This is a genomic window from Micromonospora sp. C31 (assembly GCF_018070575.1).
Classification (GTDB): domain Bacteria; phylum Actinomycetota; class Actinomycetes; order Mycobacteriales; family Micromonosporaceae; genus Micromonospora.
The window spans coordinates 427,977-453,615 of sequence record NZ_JAGPXN010000001.1 but is presented as its reverse complement, the minus strand read 5'-3'; the positions used below and the strand labels follow the sequence as shown (position 1 = coordinate 453,615).

The following is a 25,639-nucleotide window of genomic DNA, read 5'->3' as shown; positions in this document are numbered from 1 at the left end:
ACGCCGATGGCCCGACCCGTCCTGCCGTGGTGCTACTTGACGGCCTCGATCTCCACCAGGTCGACCCGGTCGAAGAGGTCCATCTCCACGTTCGTGACCCTGGTCGAGTGGCCGAAGTTGTTCTGGCCGTAGCGCAGCGGGATCACCGGCAGGTCCTCCGCCAGCACGTCCTCCGCCGCCTGGTACTTCCTGACCGCCTCGTCCTCGTTCGCGGCGCTGGCGCCCTCGGCGAGCAGCTTGTCGAACTCCGGGTTGTCGTAGCCGTAGTAGTTCGACGAGCCGTTGCTGCTGTACAGCGGGCCCAGGTAGTTCTCCATGGACGGGTAGTCCATGACCCAGCCCATCCGGAACAGGCCGACCGGCTGCTTGGCCTTGACCTTGGTCAGCAGGTCCGCGAACTTCGGCTCGGCGGTGCCCACGCAGTCCACGCCCAGGTTGGCCTTGAGCTGGTTGCAGGTCGCGTCGATCCAGTCCTTGTGCCCGCCGTCGCCGTTGTAGGAAAGCTCGATCCTCGCCGGGCCGCCCGCGGCCCGGTAGAGGCTCTTGGCCTTGGCCGGGTCGAACTCGCCGGCCTCGCCGATGGTGTTGTCGCGGTAGCCCGCGACGACCGGTGAGACGAACGAGCGGGCCGGCTGCTGCGAGTCCTTGAAGATCGACTTGGTGATCTCGTCCCGGTCGATCGCCATCGAGATGGCCTTGCGCACGTCCGGGTTGCTGAACTCCTTCTGGAACGTCGGGAAGGCCAGCACCTGGAGCGACGAGGCGGGACTCTGCTTGAACCGGTCGCCGAGGTCGGTGCCGGCCGTCGAGAGGTTCTCGGTCGGGATGGTCTTGATGACGTCCAGGTTGTCCGACAGGACGTCCGCGTACGCGGCGGTCGGCTGCTGGTAGATCCGGAACTCGACGCCGGCCACCTTCGGCTTCTCGCCGGGGAAGGCGTCGTACTTCTCGACCTCGACCTTGGCGTCGTGCTGCCAGGTGCCCTTCATCTTGAACGGACCCTGACCGATCGGCGCCTGCTCGTAGGCCTCGGCCAGCACGCCGGGCGCGGAGAACGCGGCCTTCGGCATGGGGTAGAAGGCGGTGTAGCCGAGCATGGTCTTGAACTCGCTGTACGGCTGGGACAGCGTGACGGTGAAGGTCAGGTCGTCGACCTTCTTCAGGCCGGTGAGCGTCTCGGCCTTCGGGTTCTCGCCCTGCATGTCCTCGTAGCCGGCGATCTTCTCGAAGAAGTAGCTGGAGTTCTGGCCGTTCGGGGCGTACGCGCCGTAGTTCCAGGCGTCGACGTAGTTGTCGGCGGTGACCTGCTCGCCGTTGTGGAAGGTGTAGCCGTCCTTCAGCTTGACCGTCCAGGTCCTGTTGTCCTCGGACGTCACCGACTCGGCCGCCACCTCGTAGGGCTTGTTGGCCTCGTCGTAGTCGACCAGCGGGCTGAACAGGGCGGCGAGCACCTGCGAGCCGCTCGTCTCGTTGGTGTTGGTCGGCACCAGGTGCTGCGGCTCGGCGATCTCGATCCGCACGGCCGCGTCGGGGTTGCTCTCGCCGGATCCGCCGTCGCCGCCCGAGCCGCAGGCCACCAGGCCCAGGGTCACCGCGAGCGGGAGGGCGGTCCAGGTAGCGAGCCTACGAACACGCATATAGCCTCCTCATCTCCTCACGCTGCGCAGTCGGGCCCGGTGTTGGGTTTACGCTGCGCAACGTCGGGCAACGGTAGGTCGCCGGTCGGCGATCGACAACGAGAGGGTTGCGAACCGATGAGGAGTCGCCATCGGGGTCTTGCCGGCACGGCCCTCGTCTGCTATCGCCGTGCGACCCCGGGGTGCCGCCTCTCGCTGCGGCGACTCTCGTCGCCACCGGCATCGCCCGCGACCGTTCGGCCCGTCTGCGCCCGACCGCGCCGGCCGTGTCCCCGTGGCCCGCGTGTCGGCCCGTCGTCCGCATCCAGGGGCGCTCCGGCCGCCGCAAGGTGACCCAGAGTGATTAACAGCACGTGACTCTTCGTGATCCCGGCGCCGGCATGGCGCGGGTCGTCGACCCACCGGCCGTGGACCGTGAGACGATCTGAGGCGTGACGGCGACGCTTCTGGACGGCAAGGCGACCGCGGCCGAGATCAAGGACGAGCTGCGGACGCGGGTCAAGGCACTGGCGGAACGCGGCATCACCCCCGGGCTCGGCACCGTCCTGGTCGGGGCGGACCCCGGCTCCCAGGCGTACGTCAACGGCAAGCACCGCGACTGCGCCGAGGTGGGCATCGCCTCGATCCGCCGGGAGCTGCCGGCCGACGCGACCCAGGAGCAGGTCGACGCCGTGCTCGCCGAGCTGAACGCCGACCCGGCGTGCCACGGCTACATCGTCCAGCTACCGCTGCCGGGTCACCTCGACACCCAGCGGGTGCTGGAGCTGATCGACCCCGACAAGGACGCCGACGGCCTGCACCCGGTCAACCTCGGCCGGCTCGTCCTGGGCTACGACGGTCCGCTGCCCTGCACCCCGCGCGGCATCGTCGAGCTGCTCCGCCGGCACGACGTGCCGCTTCGCGGCGCCAAGGTCGCCGTCGTCGGTCGCGGCAACACCGTCGGCCGCCCGCTCGGTCTGCTGCTCACCCGGCGCAGTGAGAACGCCACCGTCACCCTCTGCCACACCGGCACCCTCGACCTCGCCTCGCACACCCGGGCCGCCGACATCGTCATCGTGGCCGCCGGCGTGCCGGGCCTGCTCACCGCCGACATGGTCACGCCGGGCGCGGTGGTCGTCGACGTCGGCATCACCCGGGTGATCGGCCCGGACGGCAAGGGCCGCTACACCGGCGACGTCGCCGCCGAGGCGGCGGAGGTGGCCGGCAAGCTGGTGCCCATGCCGGGCGGCGTCGGTCCGATGACCCGCGCCATGCTGCTGACCAACGTGGTGGAGCGGGCCGAGCGCGACTGAGACGTTAGGAAGGGCACCTTCCTAACGCCTGAGGTAGAGGAAGGGTCCCTTCCTTGCACCTTGGGGACGGCGGTGACGTTCGCCCCATCCCGGCGATGCCGCCGCCCCTGGCCTGTCCGGTGCCAGGATGACTGATACGGTCCGGAAAACCGACTGGTATCAGGGAGTGGGACGACCATGGGTAAGAAGGTCACTGTCGTCGGGGCCGGCTTCTACGGCTCCACCACCGCGCAGCGCCTGGCCGAGTACGACGTCTTCGACACCGTCGTGATCACCGACATCGTGGAGGGCAAGCCCGCGGGTCTCGCCCTGGACCTCAACCAGTCGCGCGCCGTCGAGGGCTTCGAGACCAAGGTGGTGGGCGTGACCACCGGCCCGAACGGCGAGGGCTACGACGCGATCGAGGGCTCGGACGTCGTGGTGGTCACCGCCGGCCTGCCGCGCAAGCCGGGCATGAGCCGGATGGACCTGCTGGAGACCAACGCCAAGATCGTCCGCCAGGTATCCGAGAACGTCGCCAAGTACGCCCCGAACGCCGTCGTCATCGTCGTGTCCAACCCGCTGGACGAGATGACCGCGCTGGCCCAGCTCGCCACCCAGTTCCCGAAGAACCGGGTGCTCGGCCAGGCCGGCATGCTGGACACCGCCCGGTTCACCAACTTCGTGGCCGAGGCGCTGGGCGTACCGGTGAAGTCGGTCAGGACGCTGACCCTCGGCTCGCACGGCGACACGATGGTGCCGGTGCCGTCGCAGAGCACGGTCGACGGCAAGCCGCTGCGTGAGGCCATGCCGGCCGAGCAGATCGAGGAGCTGGTCGTCAAGACCCGCAACGGTGGCGCCGAGGTGGTCGCGCTGCTCAAGACCGGTTCGGCCTACTACGCGCCGTCGGCTGCCGCCGCCCGGATGGCCAAGGCCGTCGCGGAGGACTCCGGCGACGTCATGCCGGTCTGCGCCTGGGTCGACGGCGAGTACGGCATCTCCGGTGTCTACCTGGGTGTCGAGGCCGCGATCGGTGCCGAGGGCGTCAAGCGCGTCGTCGAGACCGACCTGGACGCCGACGAGCTGGCCAGCCTGAAGGAGGCCGCCGAGGCCGTCCGCGCCAAGCAGAGCGACGTCGCCTCCATGTGATCCGCCCGCCGAAGGGGGCACGCCGGTCCGCCGGGTGCCCCCTTCGGCGTGTCCGGCCGTGTGCCCCGGCGTCGGCAGCAGCCGTACGCCCGGAGCGATCCGCTCCTCGCCGTCGACCACCCGGAGCTGGCCGGCGGCGCGCAACGGCGCGACCAGGCCGGCCGACAGCCCCGGGTCGAGCTGCCCCACGGCGGCCAGCTCGGCCCGCTGGAGCAGGTGGTCGGCGTGTCCGGGAACGCCTCGGCGCGGGGCTGGAAGAACGCCCCTCGCCGTCGGTGAGCGCGGTGACCGTGATAGACCCGAGGATGCGGCTCAGCGGCATCGGGCGATCACGCCAGCGATCCCCTGCGCCGTGCACTGGCGTTTGTTCCGGCCCGACCGAGGCCGGCTGGGGACTGCCCATCAGTTTCCAGTACGCTCGTACTGCTTGAGCACGTGTCCCCCGAGAGGAGCGCCGGCCGATGGCGAAGATCAAGGTAAACAACCCGGTCGTTGAGCTCGACGGCGACGAGATGACCCGGATCATCTGGAAGCAGATCCGGGAGCAGCTGATCCTGCCCTACCTCGACGTCGACCTGCACTACTACGACCTTTCGATCCAGCACCGCGACGAGACCGACGACCAGGTCACCGTCGACGCCGCCAACGCCATCAAGGAGCACGGCGTCGGCGTCAAGTGCGCGACCATCACCCCGGACGAGGCCCGGGTCGAGGAGTTCGGCCTGAAGAAGATGTGGCGGTCGCCGAACGGCACGATCCGCAACATCCTCGGCGGCGTCGTCTTCCGTGAGCCGATCATCATGTCCAACGTGCCGCGGCTGGTCCCCGGCTGGACCAAGCCGATCATCATCGGCCGGCACGCCCACGGTGACCAGTACAAGGCCACCGACTTCGTCGTGCCGGGCCCCGGCAAGGTGACCGTCACCTACACCCCGGCCGACGGCGGCGCCCCGATGGAGATGGAGGTCGCCAACTTCCCCGGCGGCGGCATCGCCATGGGCATGTACAACTACGACGAGTCGATCCGGGACTTCGCCCGCGCCTCGTTCCGGTACGGCCTGGACCGCAACTATCCGGTCTACCTGTCCACCAAGAACACCATCCTCAAGGCGTACGACGGCCGGTTCAAGGACATCTTCGCTGAGGTGTTCGAGAACGAGTTCAAGGCCGAGTTCGACGCCGCCGGCATCACCTACGAGCACCGGCTGATCGACGACATGGTCGCCGCCGCGCTCAAGTGGGAGGGCGGCTACGTCTGGGCCTGCAAGAACTACGACGGCGACGTGCAGTCCGACACCGTCGCGCAGGGCTTCGGCTCGCTGGGCCTGATGACCTCGGTGCTGCTCTCCCCCGACGGCCGTACCGTCGAGGCCGAGGCCGCGCACGGCACGGTCACCCGGCACTACCGGCAGTGGCAGAAGGGCGAGAAGACCTCGACCAACCCGATCGCGTCGATCTACGCCTGGACCCGGGGCCTGGCCCACCGGGGCAAGCTGGACGGCACCCCGGCGGTCACCGAGTTCGCCAACACGCTGGAGCAGGTCATCGTCGACACCGTCGAGGGCGGCCAGATGACCAAGGACCTCTCGCTGCTCATCTCGCGGGACGCCCCGTGGCTGACCACCGACGAGTTCATGAACGCGCTCGACGAGAACCTGGCACGCAAGCTCTCCGCCTGATCCTCTCTGCGCCTTCGGGCGGCACCTGACGGTGCTGCCGCCGCACCACCAGGAGCCCGCCGGCACCCGCCGGCGGGCTCCCGCCGTTCCACTCGCTCCCGCCGTCTGGCGGTGGCCGCTCGCCGAGCGCCTGAGATCCTGGTGAGAAACAGCCCCTCCAAGGGCTTTTTCCTACCAAGATCGATCTGCTCGGCTTTCCGGCGCACGTGCTTGACGGCGTGTCGGGGGGCGACACGCCGTTGGCGTCACCTACTTCGGCGCGCCTCGTTGACCTGGGTGGACGAGATGCCAGTCGCGTCCAGGAAGGTTGAGCGTGGTCGCCTCGCGGCAAGCGCGCCGATCAGCCAGCCTTCCCGGCTGTCGCGCACAGCCAGCCCGTCCCTTCCCTGCGGGGGGCCCTGTCCCGGGCCCCCCGCGCCCTGTCTCCACCCCGCCACCGGCGGCCATCCGACCGCCCGCGCCCACCGGTACCGCTTCAGCCGGCAGTGCCGGTCGAAGCGAAGCGTCACGCCGGCGGCCTTCTCGCTTCTGCTGAGCCCAGTTCGGTGAGCGCGGTGCCGTGGCTCACGCGGCGCGGAGGAGTTCGGCGGCGCGCTCGGGAGCGATGTCGTTGATGAAGACGCCCATTCCGGACTCGGAGCCCGCCAGGTACTTCAGCTTGTCCCTGGCACGCCGGACGCTGAACAGTTGCAGGTGCAGGTGGCCCAGCTCGCGGTCGACGCGTACCGGCGCCTGGTGCCACGCGGCGATGTAGGGCATCGGCAGGTCGAACAGCCCGTCGAAGCGGCGCAGCAGGTCCAGGTGGAGCGGCCCGAAGGCGTCCCGCTCGGCGTCGTCGAGCGCGGGGATGTCCGGCACCGGCCGGCGCGGGGCCACGTGCACCTCGAACGGCCAGCGGGCCGCCGCCGGGACGTACGCCGTCCAGTGGTCGTTCTCGGCGACCACCCGGGTGCCGGCGGCCCGCTCGGCGGCGAGCACGTCGGCGTAGAGGTTGCGCCCACCGGTGCGTTCCGCATGCCGGCGCGCGGCGGCCAGCAGCGCCCGGGTCCGCGGGGTCACGAAGGGGTACGCGTAGATCTGGCCGTGCGGGTGGTGCAGGGTCACGCCGATCTCCACGCCCCGGTTCTCGAAGCAGAACACCTGCTCCACCCCGGGCAGCTCGCCGAGCACCGTCGTGCGGTCGGCGAGCGCGTCGAGGACGGTGCGCACCCGACGCGGCGGCAGGGAGGCGAAGGACGCGTCGTGGTCGTCGGTGAAGCAGACGACCTCGCAGCGGCCCCGACCGGGCCGGACCGGGGTGAACGGGGTGATCTCGGCGGGTTCGTCGGCCACCCGGCCGCTCAGCGAGGGGAACCGGTTCTCGAAGACGGCGACGTCGTAGCCGCGCGCCGGGATCTCGCTCTGCCGACCGTCGACGCTGGGGCAGAGCGGGCACTGCTCGGCCGGCGGGAGGAAGGTGCGCGTCTGCCGGTGCACGGCGACGGCCACCCACTCGTCGGTCAGCGGGTCCAGGCGCAGTTGCGACGCGGGCGGTGGCGGGGGCAGCTCGCGCCGGTCCGGCTGGTCCCGGACGGCGTCGTCCCGTTCGTCGAAGTAGATCAGTTCCCGGCCGTCGGCCAGCGCGATCGCGGTGCGCTTCACCTCGCCATCCCCTCATCTGTCGTCGTGGCCGCCCGTCCCGCGCCCGCCGCGGGAGGTACGACCACCAGCTCGCCCACCCGGTCGTCGAGCGCCCGTCGCGCGTCGGGAGGCAGCCGGTCGTCGGTGACCAGTACGTGGGCGGCGGAAAGCTCGACGATCGAGGAGATGCCGACCGTGCCCCACTTGGTGTGGTCGGCGAGCACGACCAGCCGGTCGGCGGCGGACACCAGGGCCCGGTCGGTCTCCGCCTCCATCAGGTTCGGGGTGGTGAATCCCGCCCGCTCGGTGATCCCGTGCACGCCGAGGAAGAGCAGGTCCAGGTGCAGCGACCGGATGGCGGCGACGGCCAGCGGCCCGACCAGCGCGTCCGACGGCGTACGGACCCCGCCGGTGAGCACCACGGTCTGGTCCGACCGCCCGCCGGCGTGCAGTATCTCGGCCACCGGCAGCGAGTTGGTGACCACGGTCAGGCCCGGCACGTCGACCAGTCGGCGGGCCAGCTCGGCGGTGGTGGTGCCGGCGGAGAGGGCCACCGCCGCCCCGGGCCGGACCAGTTCGGCGGCGCGGCCGGCGATGGCCGCCTTCTCCGCCAGTTGCCGCACCGACTTGGCCCGGAAGCCCGGTTCGTCGGTCGAGCCGGGGCCGGCCACCGTGGCGCCGCCGTGCACCTTGGCCAGCAGGCCGCGCTCGTGCAGCGCCTCCAGGTCGCGGCGGATGGTCATGTCCGAGACGCCGTACTCGGCGGCCAGTTCGGTGACCCGCACTCCTCCGGTGGCGCGGACCCGATCCAGGATGGCCGCCTGGCGCTGCTGAGCGAGCATCCGTCGCACCTCCGGACCAGCCGCGCACCCTCACGCGGTCGAACGTGTTCGAACAAAGGTGAACACTAGCGCGAAGGAGGGGACCACCGGTAGGCGGCGTGGTGATCAGATGGACTGGAGTCGGGGTTCGACCCAGCCCGTCTCGTTGAGGTGGTGCAGGACGGCCTCGACCGCCTCGTCGATCGTCATGTGGCTGGTGTCGACCACCAGGTCCGCGTCGGTCGGCTCCTCGTAGGGGTCGTCGATGCCCGTCATCCCGGTGAGCAGACCGGCCCGGGCCCGGGCGTAGAGGCCCTTGCGGTCACGCTGCTCACAGACCTCCAGCGGGGTCGCCACGTGCACCAGCACGAACCCCGCACCGGCGGCCAGCGCCATCTCCCGGGCGGTCGCGCGGGCCTGGGCGTACGGAGCGATCGGGCAGCAGATGCCGACGCCGTGGTGCCGGGCGATCTCCGCCGCCACCCAGCCGATCCGTCGGACGTTGAGGTCCCGGTCGGCCTTGCTGAAGCCCAGCCCGGCGGAGAGTTCGCGGCGCACCACGTCCCCGTCGAGCAACGTGATGCTCCGGTCGCCCTGCTCGCGCAGCACGTCGGCCAGGCCCCGGGCGATCGTCGACTTGCCGGAGCCCGAGAGCCCGGTCAGGAAGACCACCAGGCCCCGGTGCCGCCGCGGCGGCCGGGCCCGGGCCAGCTCCTTGGCCACCGCCGGCGGGGTGTGCCACTCGGGCAGCGGGAAACCCCGGTCCAGCAGGTCGTCGATCTCCGGCTGGGTCAGGGCCAGGCGCCGGTTGCGCGGCGGGATGTCCTCCCGCCAGCGCCACTGCCCGTCGCGGCTGTCGTAGGCCAGCTCACGCGGCACCAGCACCCGCAGGCCGGCACCGGAGAGCATCTCGCCGGTGGAGAGCAGGTGCGTGACGCCGTACGCCGCCGACACCCGGGCCCGCAGCAGCGCGTCGCTGATCTCGTCGCGCCGGTGGGACAGCGGCACGGCGACCAGCGTGGCCGGCGGCATCCGGTCGCGGGCGGCGAAGACGCTGCGCACCAGCGCCTCCGGGGGCAGCCCGCCGAGGCCGTCCTCACCGACCGGGATCATCACCAGCAGGTGGGCGCCGAGCGTGCGGACCGCGTGGGCGATCTGGGCGAGCTGCGGCCGGTGCAGCGGCCGGTCGGCGATCACCCCGAGCACCCGACCGGACGGCAGCAGCGGGCGTACCTCCTCCGGGGTGCGACGCAGCCGCTGGAACGGGCCGTGGCCGCCGTCGCCGAGCCGGCGGACCGTGCCCCCGACGCCGGCCACCCCGTCGCGGACCTGCCACGCGTCGGCGACCTCCAGTGCCGCGACCGGCGCGCCCTCGCCGTCGGCGAGCACCAGGGTGCGGCGTGCCTCGTCGCGCGGGTCGAGGCCCTGGGCGAGCGCCGTCGGCACCTGGAGGGTCACCGGCACCGGCCACGGCTCGCCGTCGGCGAGCCGACCCCGGCGGCTGACGGAGACCAGGTCGGCGCGGGTCATGAAGCCGGCCAGCGGGGCGTACGCCCCGGTCAGCAGCAACTCCAGGTCAGCCAGCTCGCCAGGGCGCGGCGTGTACGCCGGCGCGTCCCGGAGCACCTCGTCGGGCAGCACCCAGCTGTTGCTCATCCATCCCCCAAACGACACTGGCCGGCACACAGTTTCTCAGCCGGTCGGCGATCGGTCGAGAGCGCCACTCCACCGGCGCGCACCGGCAGGCGACGGCGGATCAGCCGGGCTGGGTCAGCGGCGCGGCCCCGAAGGAGACGGCGAACCGCTTGCACCAGATGGAGACGCTGGTCAGGCCGGCCAGGTCGACGTCGGCCGGGATGTCGTAACCCTGGTCGCCCCGGTTGCCCTTGAGCCGGCCCAGCTCGACCCACCGGCCGTCGTCGAAGACCCGCCAGCCGGCGGTGCCGCTGCGCACGGGCTGGTCGGTGAGCCAGACCCGCAGGTCGGGACCGTTGGAGGTGGACAGGCCGACCAGTTCCAACCGGTGCCGCCCGTCGGGGGCCCGGACGATCCGCGCGCTGCCGGACGTGTCGTGCTCGTGGGTCACGAAGTCGCCCCGCCCGACCAGGACCGGCCCGGTGGGGGAGGGCGCCGAGCCGGTGCCGGAACCAGTCGGCACCGGCGTGGGCGCCACGCTGGAGAGTGCCTCGTTGACCTCGGCGTCGGTGACCAGCCTCCAGGGCTGGAACCAGTAGAGGCCGAACGCCGACCCGGCGGCGAGGACGGCGACCACCACCCACGTCAGCGGCGCGCGGAACAGTCGGGTACCCATGCGGACAGTGTGTCGGTCCGGACCCGTTCCTGTCTGCCCGTGCGGAGCAACGGACGTCGATCCGTCCCGGCGGTGCCGGGCCCGCCGGCCGTCGCCGGGACGGCCCGGAACCGCCCGTCACCTGCCCGGAACCCTAGGGGACACGGGCCGCCAGGATCAGGGGACGGCCCGGGGGCGAGCCGCTGCCCACGGGGGTCGTCGCCTCATACGCTGTACGACGTGACACTGATCGCGACCGAGTCGCTGACCAAGACGTACGGGGGTGGGGTCACCGCGCTGGCCGACCTGACCGTCGCGGTCGAGCCGGGGATCATCGGGTTGGTCGGCGCGAACGGCGCCGGCAAGTCCACCCTGATCAAGATCCTGCTCGGCCTCCTCGCCCCGACCAGCGGACGGGTCCGGGTGCTCGGCCTCGACCCGACCACCGACGCCGCCCAGGTCCGGACCCGGGTCGGCTACATGCCCGAGCACGACGCCCTGCCCCCCGACCTCTCCGCCGCCGAGCTGGTCACCCACCTCGGCCGGATCAGCGGCCTGCCGCGCACGGTCGCCCGGGAACGAGCCTCGGAGGCGCTGCGGCACGTCGGGCTCTACGAGGAGCGCTACCGCCCGGTCGGCGGCTACTCGACGGGCATGAAGCAGCGGGTCAAGCTCGCCCAGGCCCTGGTGCACGACCCCGACCTGCTGCTGCTCGACGAGCCGACCAACGGCCTCGACCCCGCCGGCCGCGACGCCATGCTGGCGCTGGTGCACCGCATCGGCACCGAGTTCGGCATCTCCGTGCTGGTCTGCTCGCACCTGCTGGGCGAGGTCGAGCGGATCTGCGACACCCTGGTCGCCATCGACGGCGGGCGGCTGCTGCGCGCCGACCACATCTCCGCCATGACCTCGGCCACGGACGTGCTCGCCGTCGAGGTCAGCGAGGGCACCGACGAGCTGGCCGCCCGGCTGGCGGCGCTCGACCTGCCGGTCCGCCGGGACGGCCGGCTGCTGCTGGTCGAGCTCGTCGACGACGCCACCTACGACCTGATCCTCGGCGCGGTCGCCGAGCTGGACCTGCCGCTGCACCGGCTGGACCAGCGCCGGCACCGGGTGGCCGAACTCTTCGCCACGAGGGAGCCCAGCCATGCCTGAACCGACCGGCGTGATCCACGACATCGGCTACCAGCGCTACACCGGGCCCCGGCTGGGCCGTCGGGCCGTCTTCGGCGCGCTCTACCTGCACGGCCTGCGGACGGCGTTCGGGCTGGGCCGCAGCGCGAAGGCCAAGATCTTCCCCTGGCTGGTGGTCGCCATCGTCAGCGTGGTGGCGGCGGGGATCACCGCGGTACGCAGCCAGGTCGGCGAGACGGTGATGACGTACGCCCAGTTCGCCGACAACATGAGCTGGCTGGTCATCTTCTTCGTCGCGGTGGTCGCCCCCGAGCTGGTCTCGCGGGACCTGCGCAGCGGGGTGCTGCCGCTCTACTTCTCCCGGCCGCTGCCGCGTTCGGACTACCCGCTGGCCAAGCTGCTGGCGCTGGCCACAGCGCTCTGGCTGCTGCTCGGCGGGCCGCAACTGCTGATGTTCCTGGGCGCCGCGTTCACCCTCGGCGACGGCATGCGCGGGGTCTGGAACGAGCTGCTCGACCTGCTGCCGGGGCTGCTCTACGCCGGGCTCTGGGCGGTGGTCTTCGCCTCGGTCGGCCTGCTGGTCGCCTCCCTCACCGGCAAGCGGGCGTTCGCGGCCGGCGGGGTCGTGGCCGTGTTCCTGATGACCACCCCGGTCGTCGGCACGCTGTCGATCATGCCGTCCCGGACGGTCAACGAACTGGCCTTCCTCGCCTCGCCCTCCACGCTGGTGCAGGGCGTCGGTGACTGGGCCCTCGGCGACCTGCTGCCCGAGGGGCAGGGCGGGATCCTGATCGGCGACTTCGGCCCGGTCTACGCGGTCGCCGCCGTGCTGCTCGTGGCCGGCTGCGTCGCCCTGCTCATGCTGCGATACCGGAAGGTGGCCGCCCGATGACCACGATCAGCGCCGAACAGGTGGCGGGAACACCGACCGCCCCCGCCAGCACCCTCGACCTCGCCGGCGTCTCCCGCTGGTACGGCAACGTGGTGGCGGTCAACGACGTCAGCATGAGCCTCGGCCCGGGGGTCACCGGGCTGCTCGGCCCGAACGGCGCGGGCAAGACCACCCTGCTGCACATGATGGCGGGCTTCCTGGCCGCGTCGCGCGGGGCGGTGAGCCTGGACGGCCGGCCAACCTGGCGCAACCCCGAGGTCTACCGGCGGCTCGGCCTGGTCAGCGAGCGCGAGGCGGTGCACAGCTTCCTCACCGCGCACGAGTTCGTGCTGGCCAGCGCGAAGCTGCACCGGCTGCCGGACCCGGCGGAGGCGGCCCGTCGGGCGATCGCCCTGGTCGAGCTGGAGGACGCGCAGGACCGCCGGATCGGCACGTACTCCAAGGGCATGCGGCAGCGCGCCCGGGTGGCCGCGGCGCTGGTGCACGAGCCGCAGGTGCTGCTGCTCGACGAGCCGTTCAACGGGATGGACCCGCGGCAGCGGCTGCACATGATGGAGCTGCTGCACCGCCTCGGCGACGCCGGCCGGACCATCCTGTTCAGCTCGCACATCCTGGAGGAGGTCGAGCAGGTCTCCGGCACCGTCCAGGTGATGGTCGCCGGCCGGCTGGCCGCCTCCGGCGACTTCCGCACCATCCGCCGGCTGATGACCAACCGGCCGCACGTCTTCGCCGTGCACTCCACCGACGACCGGGCGCTCGCCGTGGCGCTGATGGCCGAGGCGTCGGTGACGGGGGTCGAGCTGGGCCGCACCGGCTTGACCGTACGGGCCGGCGACTACGGCGCGTTCACCCGCGTCCTGCCGAAGATCGCCCTGGCGGAGGGCATCCGGGTGCGGCAGTTGGTGCCCGAGGACGAATCCCTGGAGAGCGTCTTCTCCTACCTCGTGGAGGCCTGAACCCATGTCTACCGTTTCCTGGATCACCGTGCGGGGGCTGTTCGGGCGTCGCCGGTTCCTGCTGCTGCTGCCGCTGCCCGTGGTGCTGGTGCTGCTCGCCGTGCTGTCCCGCTCGCTCGGGGTGGACCCGGGCGAGTGGGGCCCGCCGGTGCTGGTGGGCCTGGGTCTGGCCGTGGTGCTCCCCGTGGTCGCCCTGATCGTCGGCACCGGCGTGCTGGGGGCAGAGATCGACGACGGCACGGTCGTGCACATCCTGACCAAACCGCTGCCGCGCTGGCAGATCGTGCTGCCCAAGCTGGCGGTGGCCGCCGGCGTCACCGCGGTCACCGTCGCCGTGCCGCTCTACGTGGCGGGCGTGCTGGCCGACTCCGTACGCCTCGGGCTGTCGCTCGCCGCCGCGTCGGCGGTCGGTGCGCTGGCGTACTCGGCGCTGTTCGTGGCGCTCAGCCTCCTCACCCGGCGGCCGGTGCTGCTCGGCCTGGTCTACGTGCTGATCTGGGAGGGGCTGCTCGGCAACTTCGTCAGCGGCACCAAGGTGCTCTCCATCCAGCAGTACGTGATCAGTCTCGCCGACCGGATGGCCCCCACCGGGCTGCTGGAGGCCGGCGTCTCGGTGCCGATGGCGGCGGTGATGGCCGCGTTGATCAGCGTGGGCTTCACGGTGCTGGCGATCGACCGGCTCCGCTCGTTCAGCGTGGCCGGCGAGACGAGCTGATCTCCGACGGCACGGCCGTCCGGGCGGCCCGACCTGCGATGGTAGGGCTGGCCGGATGGACCGGGCTGGGCGGCTGCGCGAGGCTGACGGCGTGAGCGCGGAGACGGGGCTGGTGATGTCGCGGGAGTCCTATCCGGGTGCCGGCCGGCACTGGATGGTCAGCCTGGCGGTGGCCGGTTTGGCGGCGGCGGCGACCACCACGACCGCGCAGGCCACCGGGCACTTCCACTGGTGGGCGGGGTTCGTGCTGATCCCCGGCGCGCTGGTCGCCGCCACCGGCGGGCCGCTGCTGGCCAGGGGCGGCGGGCGGGCCTTCGCCGGCTACGTGGTCGCCTGCCTCGGCGCGCTCGTCTTCGCGGTCGGGGCGCTGCTGATGTTCGGCGTGTTCGGGCGGGGCTGGCCCCTCATGGTCGTCCTGCCGTGCCTGGCGGTCGCCGGCACCTACCACTGGCGGCTGGTCCACCCGCTGGCCCGGGGGCTGCACCGGGCGGTCGCCCTGCTGGCGCTGGCCGGCGCGCTGCTGCTCGGCGGGACGCTGCAACTGACCCGGGTCGGCCTGGTCGACGTCGGGGCCGCGCCGATGTGGGGCACGTTCCTGATGCTGTCCGGGGTGATCGTGCTGGGCAACGCGGTGGAGCTGACCCGGCACCGGATGCCGTACCGCCTCCAGGCGATCACCCTGCTGGCCGGCCCCGCCGTCGTCGCCTTCCTGCTCGGCCTGCGCCTGCTGCGCGGTTGGTGAGCCCGGCCGCGCGCCGGTGGGGCGGCGGGGCCGGCCGGTCAGAACGCGCAGGCGACCACGAGTTCCGGGGTGCGGTCGGGGAGCAGGTCCAGCTTGGCGATGCGGCCGGCGGCCCGCAGGTCGTCGGCGACCAGGCCCAGCTGTTCCAGCAGGGCCGCCGGGCCGAGCGCCTCCGCCAGCGGCACCTCCGCCTTCATCGACAGCTTCCGCTCCGACTTGGCGCGGCGCACCTGGCCGAGCGCGTCGGCGGCCAGCCGCAGCAGCTCCGGTTCGCCGGCGCCCCGGATCGCCCGGTCCACCTCGTACGTGGTGGGCCAGGTCGCCCGGTGCACCGAGCCGTAGCGCCACCACGACCACACCTCCTCGGTCGCGTACGGCAGCACCGGGGCGAAGAGCCGCAACTGCACCGACAGGGCGGTGGCCAGCGCCGCCCGGGCGGAGTCGGCGCCCGGCCCGGAGCCGTAGGCGCGCTCCTTCACCAGCTCGATGTAGTCGTCGCAGAACCGCCAGAAGAAGCTCTCCGCGACCTGCAACGCGGCCGTGTGGTCGTACGCCTGGAGTGCCGACGTCGCGGCGGCGACCACGCCGGAGAGTTCGGCGAGCATGGCGCGGTCCAGCGGCTCGGTGGCCGGCGCCCGCAGCGCGTCGGCGGCGCCCAGCCCGAGGGCGAACTTCGACGCGTTGAGCAGTTTGGTGGCCAGCCGCCGGCCGACCTTGATCTGGGCCGGGTCGAAGGCGAGGTCCATGCCCGGCCTGCCGTTGGCCGCCCAGTACCGCACCGCGTCGGAGCCGTGCTGCTCCAGCAGCGCCATCGGGGTGACCACGTTCCCCTTGGACTTGGACATCTTCTTCCGGTCGGGGTCGAGGATCCAGCCGGAGAGCACCGTGTCGCGCCAGGGCAGCACCCCGTGCTCGAGGTGGGCGCGGACCACCGTGGAGAACAGCCAGGTGCGGATGATCTCCTGCCCCTGCGGGCGCAGGTCCATCGGGAAGACGCGCGCGAACAGGTCCGGGTCGGTCTCCCACCCGCCGGCGATCTGCGGCGTCAGCGACGAGGTGGCCCAGGTGTCGAGCACGTCCGGGTCGCCCACGAAGCCGCCCGGGCGGCCCCGCTGGGACTCCTCGTAGCCGGGCGGCGCGTCGGTGGACGGGTCGACCGGCAGCGTGGCCTCCGCCGGCGTGAGAGGCTGGGACCAGTCCGGCTCGCCAGCGTCGTCGAGCCGGTACCACACCGGCACCGGCACGCCGAAGAAGCGCTGCCGGCTGACCAACCAGTCACCGGTCAGGCCGCCCACCCAGTGCGTGTAGCGGTGCCGCATGTGCTCCGGCACCCAGCGCAGCTCCCCGCCCCGGGCCAGCAGCTCCGCGCGCAGGCCCGCGTCGCGTCCGCCGTTGCGCAGGTACCACTGCCGGGTCGAGACGATCTCCAGCGGCCGGTCGCCGCGTTCGTAGAACTTCACCGGGTGGGTGACGGGTCGCGGCTCGCCGACCAGGTCGCCGGCGTCGGCCAGCATCGCCACCAGCGTCCGCCGGGCGCCGTTGACGCGCTGCCCGGCCAGCGCCGCGTACGGCTGCGCCGGCACGCCGGCCGGCGACTCGGGCAGCAGCCGGCCGTCCCGGCCGACCACCACGCGGGTGTCCAGCCGTAGCTCCCGCCACCAGGTGACGTCGGTCAGGTCGCCGAAGGTGCAGACCATCGCGATGCCCGTGCCCTTGGCCGGGTCCGCCAGCGGGTGCGCCCGCACCGGCACCTGCACCCCGAAGACCGGCGTACGCGCGGTGCCGCCGACCAGCTCCGCGTAGCGCTCGTCGTCGGGGTGGCAGACCAGGGCCACGCAGGCCGGCAGCAGCTCCGGGCGGGTGGTGTCGACGAGCACCTCGCGCCCGCCCGGCCCGGCGAAGCGCAGCCGGTGGTACGCCCCGGGCCGCTCGCGGTCCTCCAGTTCGGCCTGGGCGACGGCGGTGGCGAAGCCGACGTCCCACAGGGTCGGCGCCTCCGCCTGGTAGGCCTCGCCCCGGGCCAGGTTGCGCAGGAACGCCCGCTGCGAGACCGCCCGGGCGGCCGAGCCGATCGTGGTGTACGTCAACGACCAGTCCACGGAGAGCCCGAGCCGCCGCCAGAGCGCCTCGAAGACCTGCTCGTCGGCGGCGGTCAGCCGCTCGCACAGCTCGATGAAGTTGCGTCGGGAGACCGGGGTCGGGTCCTTGCGGGCGGCCTCGCTCACCGGGGTCTCGGGGGCCTGCCAGCCCGGGTCGTACGGTAGCGACGGGTCGCAGCGCACGCCGTGGACGTTCTGCACCCGGCGCTCGGTGGGCAGGCCGTTGTCGTCCCAGCCCATCGGGTAGAAGACCGTCCGCCCGCGCATCCGCTGGAACCGGGCCACCACGTCCGTGTGGGTGTACGAGAAGACGTGCCCCATGTGCAGCTCGCCGGAGACGGTCGGCGGCGGGGTGTCGATCGCGTAGACGTCGGAGCTGCGACCGGGCCGGCGCGGCACGTCCGGCGCGCCGCGGTCCGGGACGGTCGGCTTCGACCGGTCGAACGCGTACGTGCCCTCCTCCTGCCAGCGGCGGGCCCAGGTCACCTCGATGCCGTCCAGGCTCGGACGTTCGGGGACGCCGGAGCGGGCCGTCCTCTCCGTGTCGGTCATCCGTCGATGGTAGGCAGCGGCGGAGGGCCGGACCACGTGGTTTCGCCCCGCGCCCGGCCGCCTCCGCCGGTGCGCCTCACAGCAGGGACTCGCGCCACTGCCGGTGCAGGGCGGCGTACCGGCCACCGGTGGCGGCGAGCCGGGCGGGCGGGCCGTCCTCGACGATCCGGCCGGCGTCGAGGACCAGCACCCGGTCGGCCGTCTCCACGGTGGAGAGCCGGTGCGCGATCACCAGGGCGGTGCGGTCGGCCAGGATGGTGCCGAGGGCGTGCTGCACCAGCCGCTCGGTGGGCACGTCCAGCGACGAGGTGGCCTCGTCGAGGATCAGCACCGTCGGGTCGGCCAGGAACGCCCGGGCGAACGCGACGAGTTGCCGCTGCCCGGCGGAGAGCCGGCCGCCGCGCCGCCGCACCTCGGTGTCGTAGCCCTCGGGGAGGGCGGCGATGAAGTCGTGTGCGCCGATCGCCCGCGCGGCGGCCTGCACGGCGGCGTCGTCCGCGTCGGGTCGGCCGAACCGGATGTTCTCCGCGACGGTGCCGCCGAACAGGTGGGTCTCCTGGGTCACCAGCACCACGGCACGCCGCAGCTCCGCGTCGGCGACGGCGCGCAGGTCGACCCCGTCGAGGGTGACCGCGCCCGCCGACGGGTCGTGGAACCGGGCGAGCAGCTTGGCGACGGTCGACTTGCCGGCGCCGGTCGCCCCGACCAGCGCCACGGTCTGACCGGCCGGTACGGCGAGGTCCAGCCCGACGATGATCGGCGCGTCCGGCCGGTAGCCGAAGGTGACCTCCCGGAAGGCGACCGCGCCGCGCCCCGGCCCGGTGGGCAACGGCACGGGCCGGGCCGGTTCGGCCACCGACGGCCGTTCGTCGAGGACCCCGGCGAGCTTCTCCAGCGCGGCCGTGGCCGACTGGAGCGAGTTGTAGAACTGGCTCAGCTCCTGCATCGGCTCGAAGAACCGCCGCAGGTAGAGCAGGAAGGCCGCCAGCACCCCGACCCCGGTGGCCCCGCCCAGCACCCGCCAGCCGCCGTAGCAGAGCACCACCGCCACGGTCACGTTGCCGATCACCTTGATCCCCGGCGAGTACGTCGCGATCAGCCGGAACGCGTCGCGGCTGGCCCGTCGGTAGTCGTCGCTGACCGCCCCGAATATCTCCTGGTTGCGCGGCTCCCGGCGGAACGCCTGCACCGCCCGGATGCCGCGCATCGACTCGACGAAGTGGACGATGACCAGCGCCACCGTCTCCCGGGTGCGCCGCCACGCGTCGGCCGACGCCCGCGCGAACCAGCGGCTCAGCCAGATCAGGAACGGAAACGCGAGCAGCGTCACCGCCGCCAGCGGCAGGTCCAGCCAGAGCAGGATGCCGGCGATCGACAGGATCGACAGCACGGCCAGCACCACGCCCTCGACGCCACCGCCGACCAGTTCCCCGATGGAGTCCAGGTCGCTGGTGAGCCGGGAGATCATCCGGCCGGAGGTGTACCGCTCGTGGAACGCCACCGACAGGCGCAGGAAGTGCGCGTACACCCGCTGGCGCAGGTCGAGCAGGACGGCCTGGCCGATCCGCGCCGAGAGGGTGAGGAAGCCCCGGCGGGCGACGTACTCGACGGCGGTGGCGGCGGCGAACCCGCCGGCGACGGCCAGCAGCGGGCCGGGCTCGCCGGCCCGCAGCGGCGCGATCGCCCGGTCGATGCCGAGCATCACCAGGTACGGCCCGGCCATCGCGGCGGCGTTCTGGCCGAGCAGCAGCGCGACGGCCAGCCCGAGGCGGCGCCGGTGCGGGCGCAGCAGGTCGCGCAGCAGCACCCGGCTGCGGGCCCGGAGCCGGGCCACCGCCTCCGGGGCGGTGTCCTCGGCGCGGCTGCGGTCCGCGTCCGGGTCGGTGGCGACGCCGCGCCATTGCGTCAGGTCAGCACCGCTCGCGGGGCGGACGGCGTCGCCGGTCACGAACGCACCAGGCCGCGCTCGCCGGGCGGCGTGGGGGTGGGCTCGGCGGAGAGCACCGCGCGGTACGCCGGCACGCCGGCGAGCAGCTCCGAGTGCCGCCCGACGGCGGTGATCCGGCCCTCCTCGAGCAGCGCCACCCGGTCGGCGAGGGCGATGGTGGAGGGCCGGTGCACGACCAGCAGCGCGGTGGTGGTGCGCAGCACCCGCTTCAGCGCCGTCTCGACCAGCGCCTCGGTGTGCACGTCGAGGGCGGAGAGCGGGTCGTCCAGCACGAGCAGCGCGGGGCGGCCGAGCACCGCCCGGGCCAGCGCCAGCCGCTGCCGCTGCCCGCCGGAGAGCGACAGCCCCTGCTCGCCCACCCGGGTCGCCAACCCCCACGGCAGCTCGTACGCGAAGTCGGCCTGGGCGAGGGCGAGTGCGGCCCGCACCTCGTCCGCACCGGCCTCCGGCCGGCCGAGCGTGAGGTTCTCCCAGACCGACATCGAGAACAGCGTCGGTTCCTCGAAGGCCACGCCGACCAGCCGGCGCAGGGCCGACAGCCGCAGCTCGCGCAGGTCGTGCCCGTCCAGGGTGATCCGCCCGCCGGTCACCTCGTGCAGCCGGGGCACCAGGGAGAGCAGCGTGCTCTTGCCGCTGCCGGTCGCCCCGACCAGTGCCACGGTCTCGCCCGGCTCGACGGTCAGGTCGATCTCCCGCAGCACCGGCGCGGAGGTGCCGGGGTAGCGGAACGACACCCGCTCGAAGCGGATCCGCCCGCGTACGTCGGCGCGGCGCGGGGCGAGCGCGTGCGGGGCGTCCACGATGGCCGGCGGGGTGTCCAGCACCTCCTGCACCCGGTCGGCGGCGGTGGCGGCCTCCTGGCCGTTGGCGATGATCCAGCCCAGCGACTGCACCGGCCAGATCAGCATCAGCTGGAGGCTGACGAAGGCGACCAGTTCGCCGATGGTCAGCGCCCCGCCCGCGGCGGCTGCCGCACCGGCGACCAGGACCACGCCGAGGGTCAGGTTGGGCACCAGGTCCAGCAGGGCGGAGGTGCGGGCCAGCAGCCGGCCCTTGGCCACGCCGGTGTCGTGCAGCGCCCGCGCGTCGACGGCGAAGCGGGCGGCGAGTTCCGGCCCCCGCCCGTACGCCTTCATCGTGCGCAGCCCCTGCGCGGTCTCCTCGACCAGCGTGGCCACGTCGCCCTGCTGGTCCTGCATCCGGCGCGAGGCCGCGTGGTAGCGCCGCGCGAAATGGCGGCTGATCAGGAACAGCGGCACCGCGCTACCCGCGACCAGCAGCGCCAGCGCAGGGTGCAGCCGGATCAGCAGCGCCACCACGGCCAGGTAGGTCACCAGGTTGAGGATGAGGAAGAAGAGGCCGAAGGAGAGGAACCGGCGCAGCACCGACAGGTCGCTGGTGACCCGGGAGAGCAGTTGGCCGGACTGCCAACGGTCGTGGAAGCCGGCCGGCAGCCGTTGCAGGTGGGCGTAGACGTCCTCGCGGATGGCCGCCTCGATCCGCATCGAGGACGACGCCTGCACCCAGCGCCGGATGAAGATCAGCAGCGCCTCGACCAGGCCGAGCAGCAGCGCCAACCCGGCCAGCCGGAACAGCCCGGCCGGGTCCTGCCGGGCCACCGGGCCGTCCACCACCCGCTGCGCGAGCAGCGGTATGGTGAGGCCCGCACCGGTGGCGGCGAGGCCGGCGAGCAGCAGCCAGCCGAACTCGGCCGCGTGCGGGCGCAGGTAGTGACGCAGTCGCCAGAGGTTGCGCAGCGGGTGCCGGCCGGCCCCGACCCGGGGGGCCGGGTTGCCGTCACCTTCCGCAGGCACCAGCCGACGGTATCCGCAAACGGCCGCGGCGCAGGTGTCGGCTTCCCGTCATCGCCGCTCGTGCCCGAGAAGCCACTTCTTCACGTCCAGCCCCCAGCGGTAGCCGCCGAGCGTCCCGTCGGTGCGCAGCACCCGGTGGCAGGGGACGAAGAGGGCTGCGGCGTTGCGGGCGCAGGCCGCCGCGGCGGCACGTACGGCGGCGGGACGGCCGGCCAGCCCGGCGAAGCCGGTGTACGTCACCGGTTCGCCCGGTTTCACCTCGCGCAGCACCTGCCAGGCGTACGCCATGAACACGCCCCGCGTGTGCTGCTCCACCGGCACGACGTCGATCGCGGCCAGTTCACCGTCGAGGTAGGACGCCACGGCGGCGCTGACCGGGCCGAGGTCGGACCGGTGCCGCAGTGGCGCCCGCATGCTCGGGTGCACCAGGGGGAGCAGGCTCTCCGGTTCGCCGGTGAACCCCGCCGCCCGGACCGCGCCGTCCGGGCCGGCCACGATGCTGAGCGGCCCGGCGGGGGTGGCGATGACGGTGCTGTCGTTCATGCTCATGCTGCTCTCCAGAGTCGGATCACCGCGTACGAGCGCCAGGGGCGCCAGCGGTCGGCGTACGGGTCGAGGGTCCCGGGGGCGTCGGGGAGGCCGAGGGCGGCGGCGCCCCGGCGCACGGCGAGGTCGGTGGCAAGCAGGACGTCCGGGGCGCCGAGGGCGCGCATCGCGACGTAGCCCGCCGTCCACGGGCCGATCCCGGGCAGCGCCAGCAGTCGCCGGACGGTCTCCTCGCGGTCCCCGCCCGGCGCCAGGTCCAGCGACCCGTCGGCGACGGCGTGGGCCAGCCCGCGGACCGTCTCCCCCCGCCCCGCCGGCATCCCGAACACCTCGTCCGGCGCCCCGAGCACCTCCTCGGCGCTCGGAAACCCCCGCAACCGCCCCACCCGCTCGGCCCTCCCCGCGCCCTCGGCCGGTCGATCAAGAGGTCTGGGCCCCCGAGAGCGCTCACCGGCTGCCCGAACCTCTTGATCAACGCTGGCGAAGCCGGGGGTGGGTGGGGGTGGGCGCAGGTGGGTCAGGAGGCGGGCGAGGGTGGTGCGGGCGGAGCGGACGGAGACCTGCTGGCCGACGATCGCGCGTACGGCCATCTCGAAGCCGTCGACCGAGCGGGGCAGCCGGATGCCCGGCTCGGCGGCGACCACCCCGGCCAACGCCGGGTCGGCGGCGAGGGCGCCGTCGACGGCGGTCGGGTCGGCGTCGAGGTCGAGCAGGCGGCGGCAGCGGGCCACGGCGGGGGCGAGGTCGCGCATGTCGGTCAGCCGCAGCGTCGCCGTCACGTGCCCGTCCGCCGGGGTCAGGGCCGCCTCGCCCGGGCCGTGCGGCAGCCGCAGGCCCCGCCGGTACGTCCCGTCGCGCACCTCCTCGACGCCCGGCAGCGCGCGCAGCGCGAGGAAGTCCAGCAGCGCCCGGGCGTGCAACGGTGGGCGGTACGCGAGCCGCAGCGTGATCGTGCCCGCCCCGCCCGGCGCGGTGGACCGGCCGCGCGCGGTGCGCAGCCCGGACGGGGCCGTGCCGTACACCTCCCGGACCGTGTCGTTGAACTGCCGCACGCTGCCGAATCCGGCGGCGAACGCGACCTCGGCCATGCCCAGCCCGGTCGTCTCGATCAGGGTGCGGGCGGTCTGCGCGCGTTGTGCCCGGGCCAGGGCCAGGGGACCGGCGCCCATCTCGGCCCGCAGCATCCGGTGCAGGTGCCGTTCGGTGTAGCCGAGCCGGGCGGCCAGCCCCGGGACGCCGTCGCGGTCGACCACCCCGTCGGCGATCAGTCGCATGGCCCGGCCGACCACGTCGGCCCGTACGTCCCACTGCGGCGAGCCCGGGGCGGCGTCCGGCCGGCAGCGCCGGCAGGCGCGCAGCCCGGCCGTCTGGGCGGCGGCGGCCGAGGGGAAGAACCGGACGTTCTGCCGCTTCGGCGTCGTCGCCGGGCAGGACGGCCGGCAGTAGATCCCGGTCGACGTGACGCCGGTGTAGAACCAGCCGTCGAACCGCTGGTCGCGGCTGTCGACCGCCCGGTAGCACCGCTCGAAGTCCAACTCCACGTCACCGATGATGCCCCTGCCCGCCGGCCCCGGGCGCGCGGAAATCGGACGTGGCCGTGCGCGGGCTGGTCATCTCCGTGCCGGGCGCGGCGAGACCGCGGCCGAACGGGACGCCGGAGCCGAAAGTGTCGGTTGTGGTCGGTACCGTCCGGCCACCAACTCAAGAAGGGGTGCGGCGATGGCGAGCGTGGCGGGTCGGGAGGCGGCGTCGGCACGGGACGGGCACCCGCCGCCGGACGCCGTGGTGGTGCAGCGCTTCTACGAGCGGATGCGCGCGGTCGCCCCGGCCGCCGTCGGCGCGATCGAACGGGACCGGGCCGGCGACCCGGGGCGGGCGTTCGGCGACACCGCCTGCGGCCGGCTGGTGCGCTCGCTCGACGCCGACGGCCTGCGCGCACTGGGCATGTGGGTGCACCACTGGTGCATGCGGTTCTACGACGACGACACCCGGGTGGCGCTGCGCCTGGTCCGGGAGATCGCCGGCCGCCCCGGGCTGGGCTGGACGGCCGACGAGGCACGCTGGATGCTCCGCGAGTCGTACGCGGCCGGCCCCGCCGCCGAGGCGCGCTTCACCCTGCCGCTGGCCGCCGCCGGGGAGTTGGCCCCCGGCCCCCTGCGCATCGAGGCGGTGGTCCCCCGCCAGGCCGGGCCCCGCGACTGACGCACCGGGCCCTGGCCCCGCGACTGACGCACCGGGCTTTGGCCCCGCGACCGACCCGCCGGGCCGGGCCGGCGTGACGGCAGTTGCCCGGCCACGGTGGCGCCGACCGCCACGGCGAAGCCGACGAGCTGCCAGCCGGTCAGCGCCTGCCCGAGCACGGCCCAGCCGAGTGCGACGGCCGTCAGCGGGCTGAGCGCGCCGAGCAGCGAGACCTGGGTGACCGGCAGCCGGGCCGCGCCCCGGAACCAGAGCGCGTACGCCAGCGCCGTCCCGGCGAGCGTCAGCCACGCGTAGCCGGCCAGCGCCGGCGCATCCGGCACGGGCGGCATCCCCTCGACCAGCAGGGCCGCCGGCACCACCATCAGTCCGCCGGCGGTGAGCTGCCAGCCGGTGGCGGTGAGCGTGCCGACGCCCGGTGGGCGGCCCCACCGGCGGGTCAGCACCAGGCCGGTGCCCATGGCGGCGGTGGCGGTCAGCCCGGCGGCGACGCCCGTCGGGTCGAGGCCCGCGCCGGGGCGCAGCACGACCAGGGCGACCCCGGCCAGCGCCGCGAGCGCGGCGGCCAGCGCCCGGGGGTGGGGCCGCTCGTGGAGCGCGAGCACCGTCAGCCCCGCGACCAGCAGCGGCTGGGTGGCGCCGAGCACGGCGGCGGTGCCGCCGGGCAGGTGGTAGGCGGCGAGGAAGAGCAGCGGGAAGAACGCCCCGATGTTCAGCGCGCCGAGCACGGCCGCGCGCCACCACCAGGCGCCGCGCGGGCGGCGCCGGGTCAGCGCGAGCAGCAGCAGGCCGGCGGGCAGGGCCCGGATCGCGCCGGACCAGAGGGGCCGGTCGGGCGGCAGCAGCTCGCTGGTGACCAGGTACGTCGTGCCCCACGCGGTCGGCGCGGCGGCGGTGAGCAGGATGTCCGGCCAGCGTCGGTCCACGACTCCTCCAAATCTTGATGCTAAGTATCTCAGTAGTAAGCTACTTGGCGGCGAGGTAAAGCGGGAGTGCGAGGTGCGGCACAATCCGGGGGTGACCGAGCGGGACGACGTCGACGGCATCGTCGAGCAGTGGCAGCGGGAACGGCCCGGGATGCGTCCCGAGCCGATGGCGGTCTTCGGCCGCATCTACCGGCTGGCCCGGCTCGTCGGCGACGAGCAGGAGCGCACCTACGCGCGCTGGTCGATCAGCCGGGGCGAGTTCGACGTGCTCGCCGCCCTGCGCCGCGCCGGCGCCCCCCACACGTTGGCGCCGAAGGCGCTCGCCGCCTCGCTGATGCTCACCTCCGGTGGGATGACCGGCCGGCTCGACCGCCTGGAACGCGCCGGGCTCATCCGCCGCTCACCCGACCCCGCCGACCGGCGCGGACTCCAGGTCACGCTCACCCCGACCGGCCTCGAACTCGTGGAGGAGGCCGCCGAGGCGGGGCTGGCCGTCCAACGCCGGCTGCTCGACGCGCTGCCCCCCGACGACCAGCGACGCCTCGCCGACCTGCTGCGTACGCTGCTGGGCGCGGTCACCGACGGCGGGAGCTGAGCGGCGGCGCGCGGACGCCTGGCGGCGACGGGCGGCAGCCGGCGACGCGGGCCG

At 73.6% G+C, this 25,639-nt stretch carries 21 protein-coding genes and 1 pseudogene; 11 read left to right on the top strand and 11 right to left on the bottom strand.

All coding sequences use genetic code 11. From position 1 onward, the window contains the following. Nucleotides 1-32: 32 nt before the first annotated feature. On the bottom strand, nt 33-1,637 hold the full coding sequence (locus KBX06_RS02055; protein WP_210832438.1) for an ABC transporter substrate-binding protein: 1,605 nt from the start codon (nt 1,635-1,637) through the stop codon (nt 33-35). 431 nt (nt 1,638-2,068) lie between these two features. Between KBX06_RS02055 and KBX06_RS02050 the strand changes: the two genes are divergently transcribed. The 4 genes from KBX06_RS02050 to KBX06_RS02035 all read left to right on the top strand — a co-directional run bounded on the left by KBX06_RS02050 (nt 2,069) and on the right by KBX06_RS02035 (nt 5,736). Then, entirely contained in the window at nt 2,069-2,929 is an 861-nt protein-coding gene (locus KBX06_RS02050; protein ID WP_210832437.1) for a bifunctional methylenetetrahydrofolate dehydrogenase/methenyltetrahydrofolate cyclohydrolase, read from the top strand. A gap of 177 nt (nt 2,930-3,106) precedes the next feature. After that, nucleotides 3,107-4,057, top strand: a complete 951-nt coding sequence (locus KBX06_RS02045; RefSeq protein WP_210832436.1) for a malate dehydrogenase — start codon at nt 3,107-3,109, stop codon at nt 4,055-4,057. A gap of 48 nt (nt 4,058-4,105) precedes the next feature. Continuing rightward, nucleotides 4,106-4,336: a hypothetical protein gene (locus KBX06_RS02040; protein ID WP_210832435.1), complete on the top strand. Its 231-nt coding sequence runs from the start codon at nt 4,106-4,108 to the stop codon at nt 4,334-4,336. Between the two features lie 182 nt (nt 4,337-4,518). Further along, complete coding sequence (locus tag KBX06_RS02035) at nt 4,519-5,736, top strand: NADP-dependent isocitrate dehydrogenase (RefSeq protein ID WP_101412708.1); 1,218 nt, start codon at nt 4,519-4,521, stop codon at nt 5,734-5,736. A gap of 564 nt (nt 5,737-6,300) precedes the next feature. On the opposite strand, the gene galT is transcribed toward KBX06_RS02035, so the two are convergent. From galT to KBX06_RS02015, 4 genes are all read right to left on the bottom strand, one after another. Further along, nucleotides 6,301-7,377: a galactose-1-phosphate uridylyltransferase gene (galT, locus tag KBX06_RS02030; protein WP_210832434.1), complete on the bottom strand. Its 1,077-nt coding sequence runs from the start codon at nt 7,375-7,377 to the stop codon at nt 6,301-6,303. Continuing rightward, the gene (locus tag KBX06_RS02025; protein WP_210832433.1) at nt 7,374-8,198 is read right to left on the bottom strand and encodes a DeoR/GlpR family DNA-binding transcription regulator; all 825 of its coding nucleotides are present in this window, start codon (nt 8,196-8,198) and stop codon (nt 7,374-7,376) included. Before KBX06_RS02025 ends, galT begins: the two co-directional genes overlap by 4 nt. Nucleotides 8,199-8,303: 105 nt before the next feature. After that, nucleotides 8,304-9,833 (bottom strand): adenylyl-sulfate kinase, encoded by a 1,530-nt coding sequence (cysC, locus tag KBX06_RS02020; RefSeq protein ID WP_210832432.1) that lies wholly within the window; start codon nt 9,831-9,833, stop codon nt 8,304-8,306. A 100-nt stretch (nt 9,834-9,933) separates the two neighbouring features. Continuing rightward, on the bottom strand, nt 9,934-10,488 hold the full coding sequence (locus KBX06_RS02015; protein WP_210832431.1) for a DM13 domain-containing protein: 555 nt from the start codon (nt 10,486-10,488) through the stop codon (nt 9,934-9,936). A gap of 219 nt (nt 10,489-10,707) precedes the next feature. Here KBX06_RS02015 and KBX06_RS02010 point away from each other — a divergent pair, with 219 nt between their 5' ends. From KBX06_RS02010 to KBX06_RS01990, 5 genes are all read left to right on the top strand, one after another. Further along, nucleotides 10,708-11,622 (top strand): ABC transporter ATP-binding protein, encoded by a 915-nt coding sequence (locus KBX06_RS02010; protein ID WP_210832430.1) that lies wholly within the window; start codon nt 10,708-10,710, stop codon nt 11,620-11,622. Beyond that, nucleotides 11,615-12,493, top strand: a complete 879-nt coding sequence (locus tag KBX06_RS02005; RefSeq protein ID WP_210832429.1) for an ABC transporter permease — start codon at nt 11,615-11,617, stop codon at nt 12,491-12,493. Before KBX06_RS02010 ends, KBX06_RS02005 begins: the two co-directional genes overlap by 8 nt. Continuing rightward, on the top strand, nt 12,490-13,449 hold the full coding sequence (locus KBX06_RS02000; protein WP_210832428.1) for an ABC transporter ATP-binding protein: 960 nt from the start codon (nt 12,490-12,492) through the stop codon (nt 13,447-13,449). Before KBX06_RS02005 ends, KBX06_RS02000 begins: the two co-directional genes overlap by 4 nt. A 4-nt stretch (nt 13,450-13,453) precedes the next feature. After that, a complete protein-coding gene (locus tag KBX06_RS01995; RefSeq protein ID WP_210832427.1) occupies nt 13,454-14,164 on the top strand; it encodes an ABC transporter permease in 711 nt (236 codons plus the stop codon). Between the two features lie 91 nt (nt 14,165-14,255). After that, the gene (locus tag KBX06_RS01990; RefSeq protein WP_307854388.1) at nt 14,256-14,906 is read left to right on the top strand and encodes a hypothetical protein; all 651 of its coding nucleotides are present in this window, start codon (nt 14,256-14,258) and stop codon (nt 14,904-14,906) included. A 38-nt stretch (nt 14,907-14,944) separates the two neighbouring features. Here the strand turns inward: KBX06_RS01990 and valS are convergent, their stop codons facing one another. The 5 genes from valS to KBX06_RS01965 form a co-directional block, all read right to left on the bottom strand. Then, entirely contained in the window at nt 14,945-17,557 is a 2,613-nt protein-coding gene (gene valS / locus KBX06_RS01985; protein ID WP_210832426.1) for a valine--tRNA ligase, read from the bottom strand. A gap of 76 nt (nt 17,558-17,633) precedes the next feature. After that, nucleotides 17,634-19,505, bottom strand: a complete 1,872-nt coding sequence (locus KBX06_RS01980) for an ABC transporter ATP-binding protein (protein ID WP_210832425.1) — start codon at nt 19,503-19,505, stop codon at nt 17,634-17,636. Beyond that, a complete protein-coding gene (locus KBX06_RS01975) occupies nt 19,502-21,319 on the bottom strand; it encodes an ABC transporter ATP-binding protein (protein WP_210832424.1) in 1,818 nt (605 codons plus the stop codon). The genes KBX06_RS01980 and KBX06_RS01975 overlap by 4 nt, the downstream gene beginning before the upstream one ends. A gap of 48 nt (nt 21,320-21,367) precedes the next feature. Then, nucleotides 21,368-21,868, bottom strand: a complete 501-nt coding sequence (locus KBX06_RS01970; protein ID WP_210832423.1) for a methylated-DNA--[protein]-cysteine S-methyltransferase — start codon at nt 21,866-21,868, stop codon at nt 21,368-21,370. After that, nucleotides 21,865-23,406 (bottom strand): AlkA N-terminal domain-containing protein, encoded by a 1,542-nt coding sequence (locus KBX06_RS01965; protein ID WP_210832422.1) that lies wholly within the window; start codon nt 23,404-23,406, stop codon nt 21,865-21,867. The genes KBX06_RS01970 and KBX06_RS01965 overlap by 4 nt, the downstream gene beginning before the upstream one ends. 178 nt (nt 23,407-23,584) lie before the next feature. On the opposite strand from KBX06_RS01965, the gene KBX06_RS27560 reads away from it, so the two are divergent. Then, nucleotides 23,585-24,067, top strand: coding sequence for a hypothetical protein (locus KBX06_RS27560; protein WP_247684982.1), 483 nt, complete (start codon nt 23,585-23,587; stop codon nt 24,065-24,067). 155 nt (nt 24,068-24,222) lie between these two features. Here KBX06_RS27560 and KBX06_RS01960 read toward each other — a convergent pair. After that, nucleotides 24,223-25,110, bottom strand: a pseudogene (locus KBX06_RS01960) (EamA family transporter); the annotation flags it as partial. On the opposite strand from KBX06_RS01960, the gene KBX06_RS01955 reads away from it, so the two are divergent. Next, nucleotides 25,082-25,585 (top strand): MarR family transcriptional regulator, encoded by a 504-nt coding sequence (locus KBX06_RS01955; protein ID WP_307854387.1) that lies wholly within the window; start codon nt 25,082-25,084, stop codon nt 25,583-25,585. The pseudogene KBX06_RS01960 and the gene KBX06_RS01955 sit on opposite strands and share 29 nt — an antisense overlap. The last annotated feature ends 54 nt before the right edge of the window (nt 25,586-25,639 follow it).

Bases quoted from the DNA above. Each gene is read 5' to 3' on its own strand.
- KBX06_RS02005 (WP_210832429.1), top strand. From the start codon at position 11,615: ATGCCTGAACCGACCGGCGTGATCCACGACATCGGCTACCAGCGCTAC.
- KBX06_RS01995 (WP_210832427.1), top strand. From the start codon at position 13,454: ATGTCTACCGTTTCCTGGATCACCGTGCGGGGGCTGTTCGGGCGTCGC.
- KBX06_RS02025 (WP_210832433.1), bottom strand. From the start codon at position 8,198: ATGCTCGCTCAGCAGCGCCAGGCGGCCATCCTGGATCGGGTCCGCGCC.
- KBX06_RS02055 (WP_210832438.1), bottom strand. From the start codon at position 1,637: ATGCGTGTTCGTAGGCTCGCTACCTGGACCGCCCTCCCGCTCGCGGTG.
- KBX06_RS27560 (WP_247684982.1), top strand. From the start codon at position 23,585: ATGGCGAGCGTGGCGGGTCGGGAGGCGGCGTCGGCACGGGACGGGCAC.
- KBX06_RS01970 (WP_210832423.1), bottom strand. From the start codon at position 21,868: ATGAGCATGAACGACAGCACCGTCATCGCCACCCCCGCCGGGCCGCTC.
- KBX06_RS02015 (WP_210832431.1), bottom strand. From the start codon at position 10,488: ATGGGTACCCGACTGTTCCGCGCGCCGCTGACGTGGGTGGTGGTCGCC.
- KBX06_RS02035 (WP_101412708.1), top strand. From the start codon at position 4,519: ATGGCGAAGATCAAGGTAAACAACCCGGTCGTTGAGCTCGACGGCGAC.
- valS (WP_210832426.1), bottom strand. From the start codon at position 17,557: ATGACCGACACGGAGAGGACGGCCCGCTCCGGCGTCCCCGAACGTCCG.
- KBX06_RS02000 (WP_210832428.1), top strand. From the start codon at position 12,490: ATGACCACGATCAGCGCCGAACAGGTGGCGGGAACACCGACCGCCCCC.
- cysC (WP_210832432.1), bottom strand. From the start codon at position 9,833: ATGAGCAACAGCTGGGTGCTGCCCGACGAGGTGCTCCGGGACGCGCCG.
- KBX06_RS02045 (WP_210832436.1), top strand. From the start codon at position 3,107: ATGGGTAAGAAGGTCACTGTCGTCGGGGCCGGCTTCTACGGCTCCACC.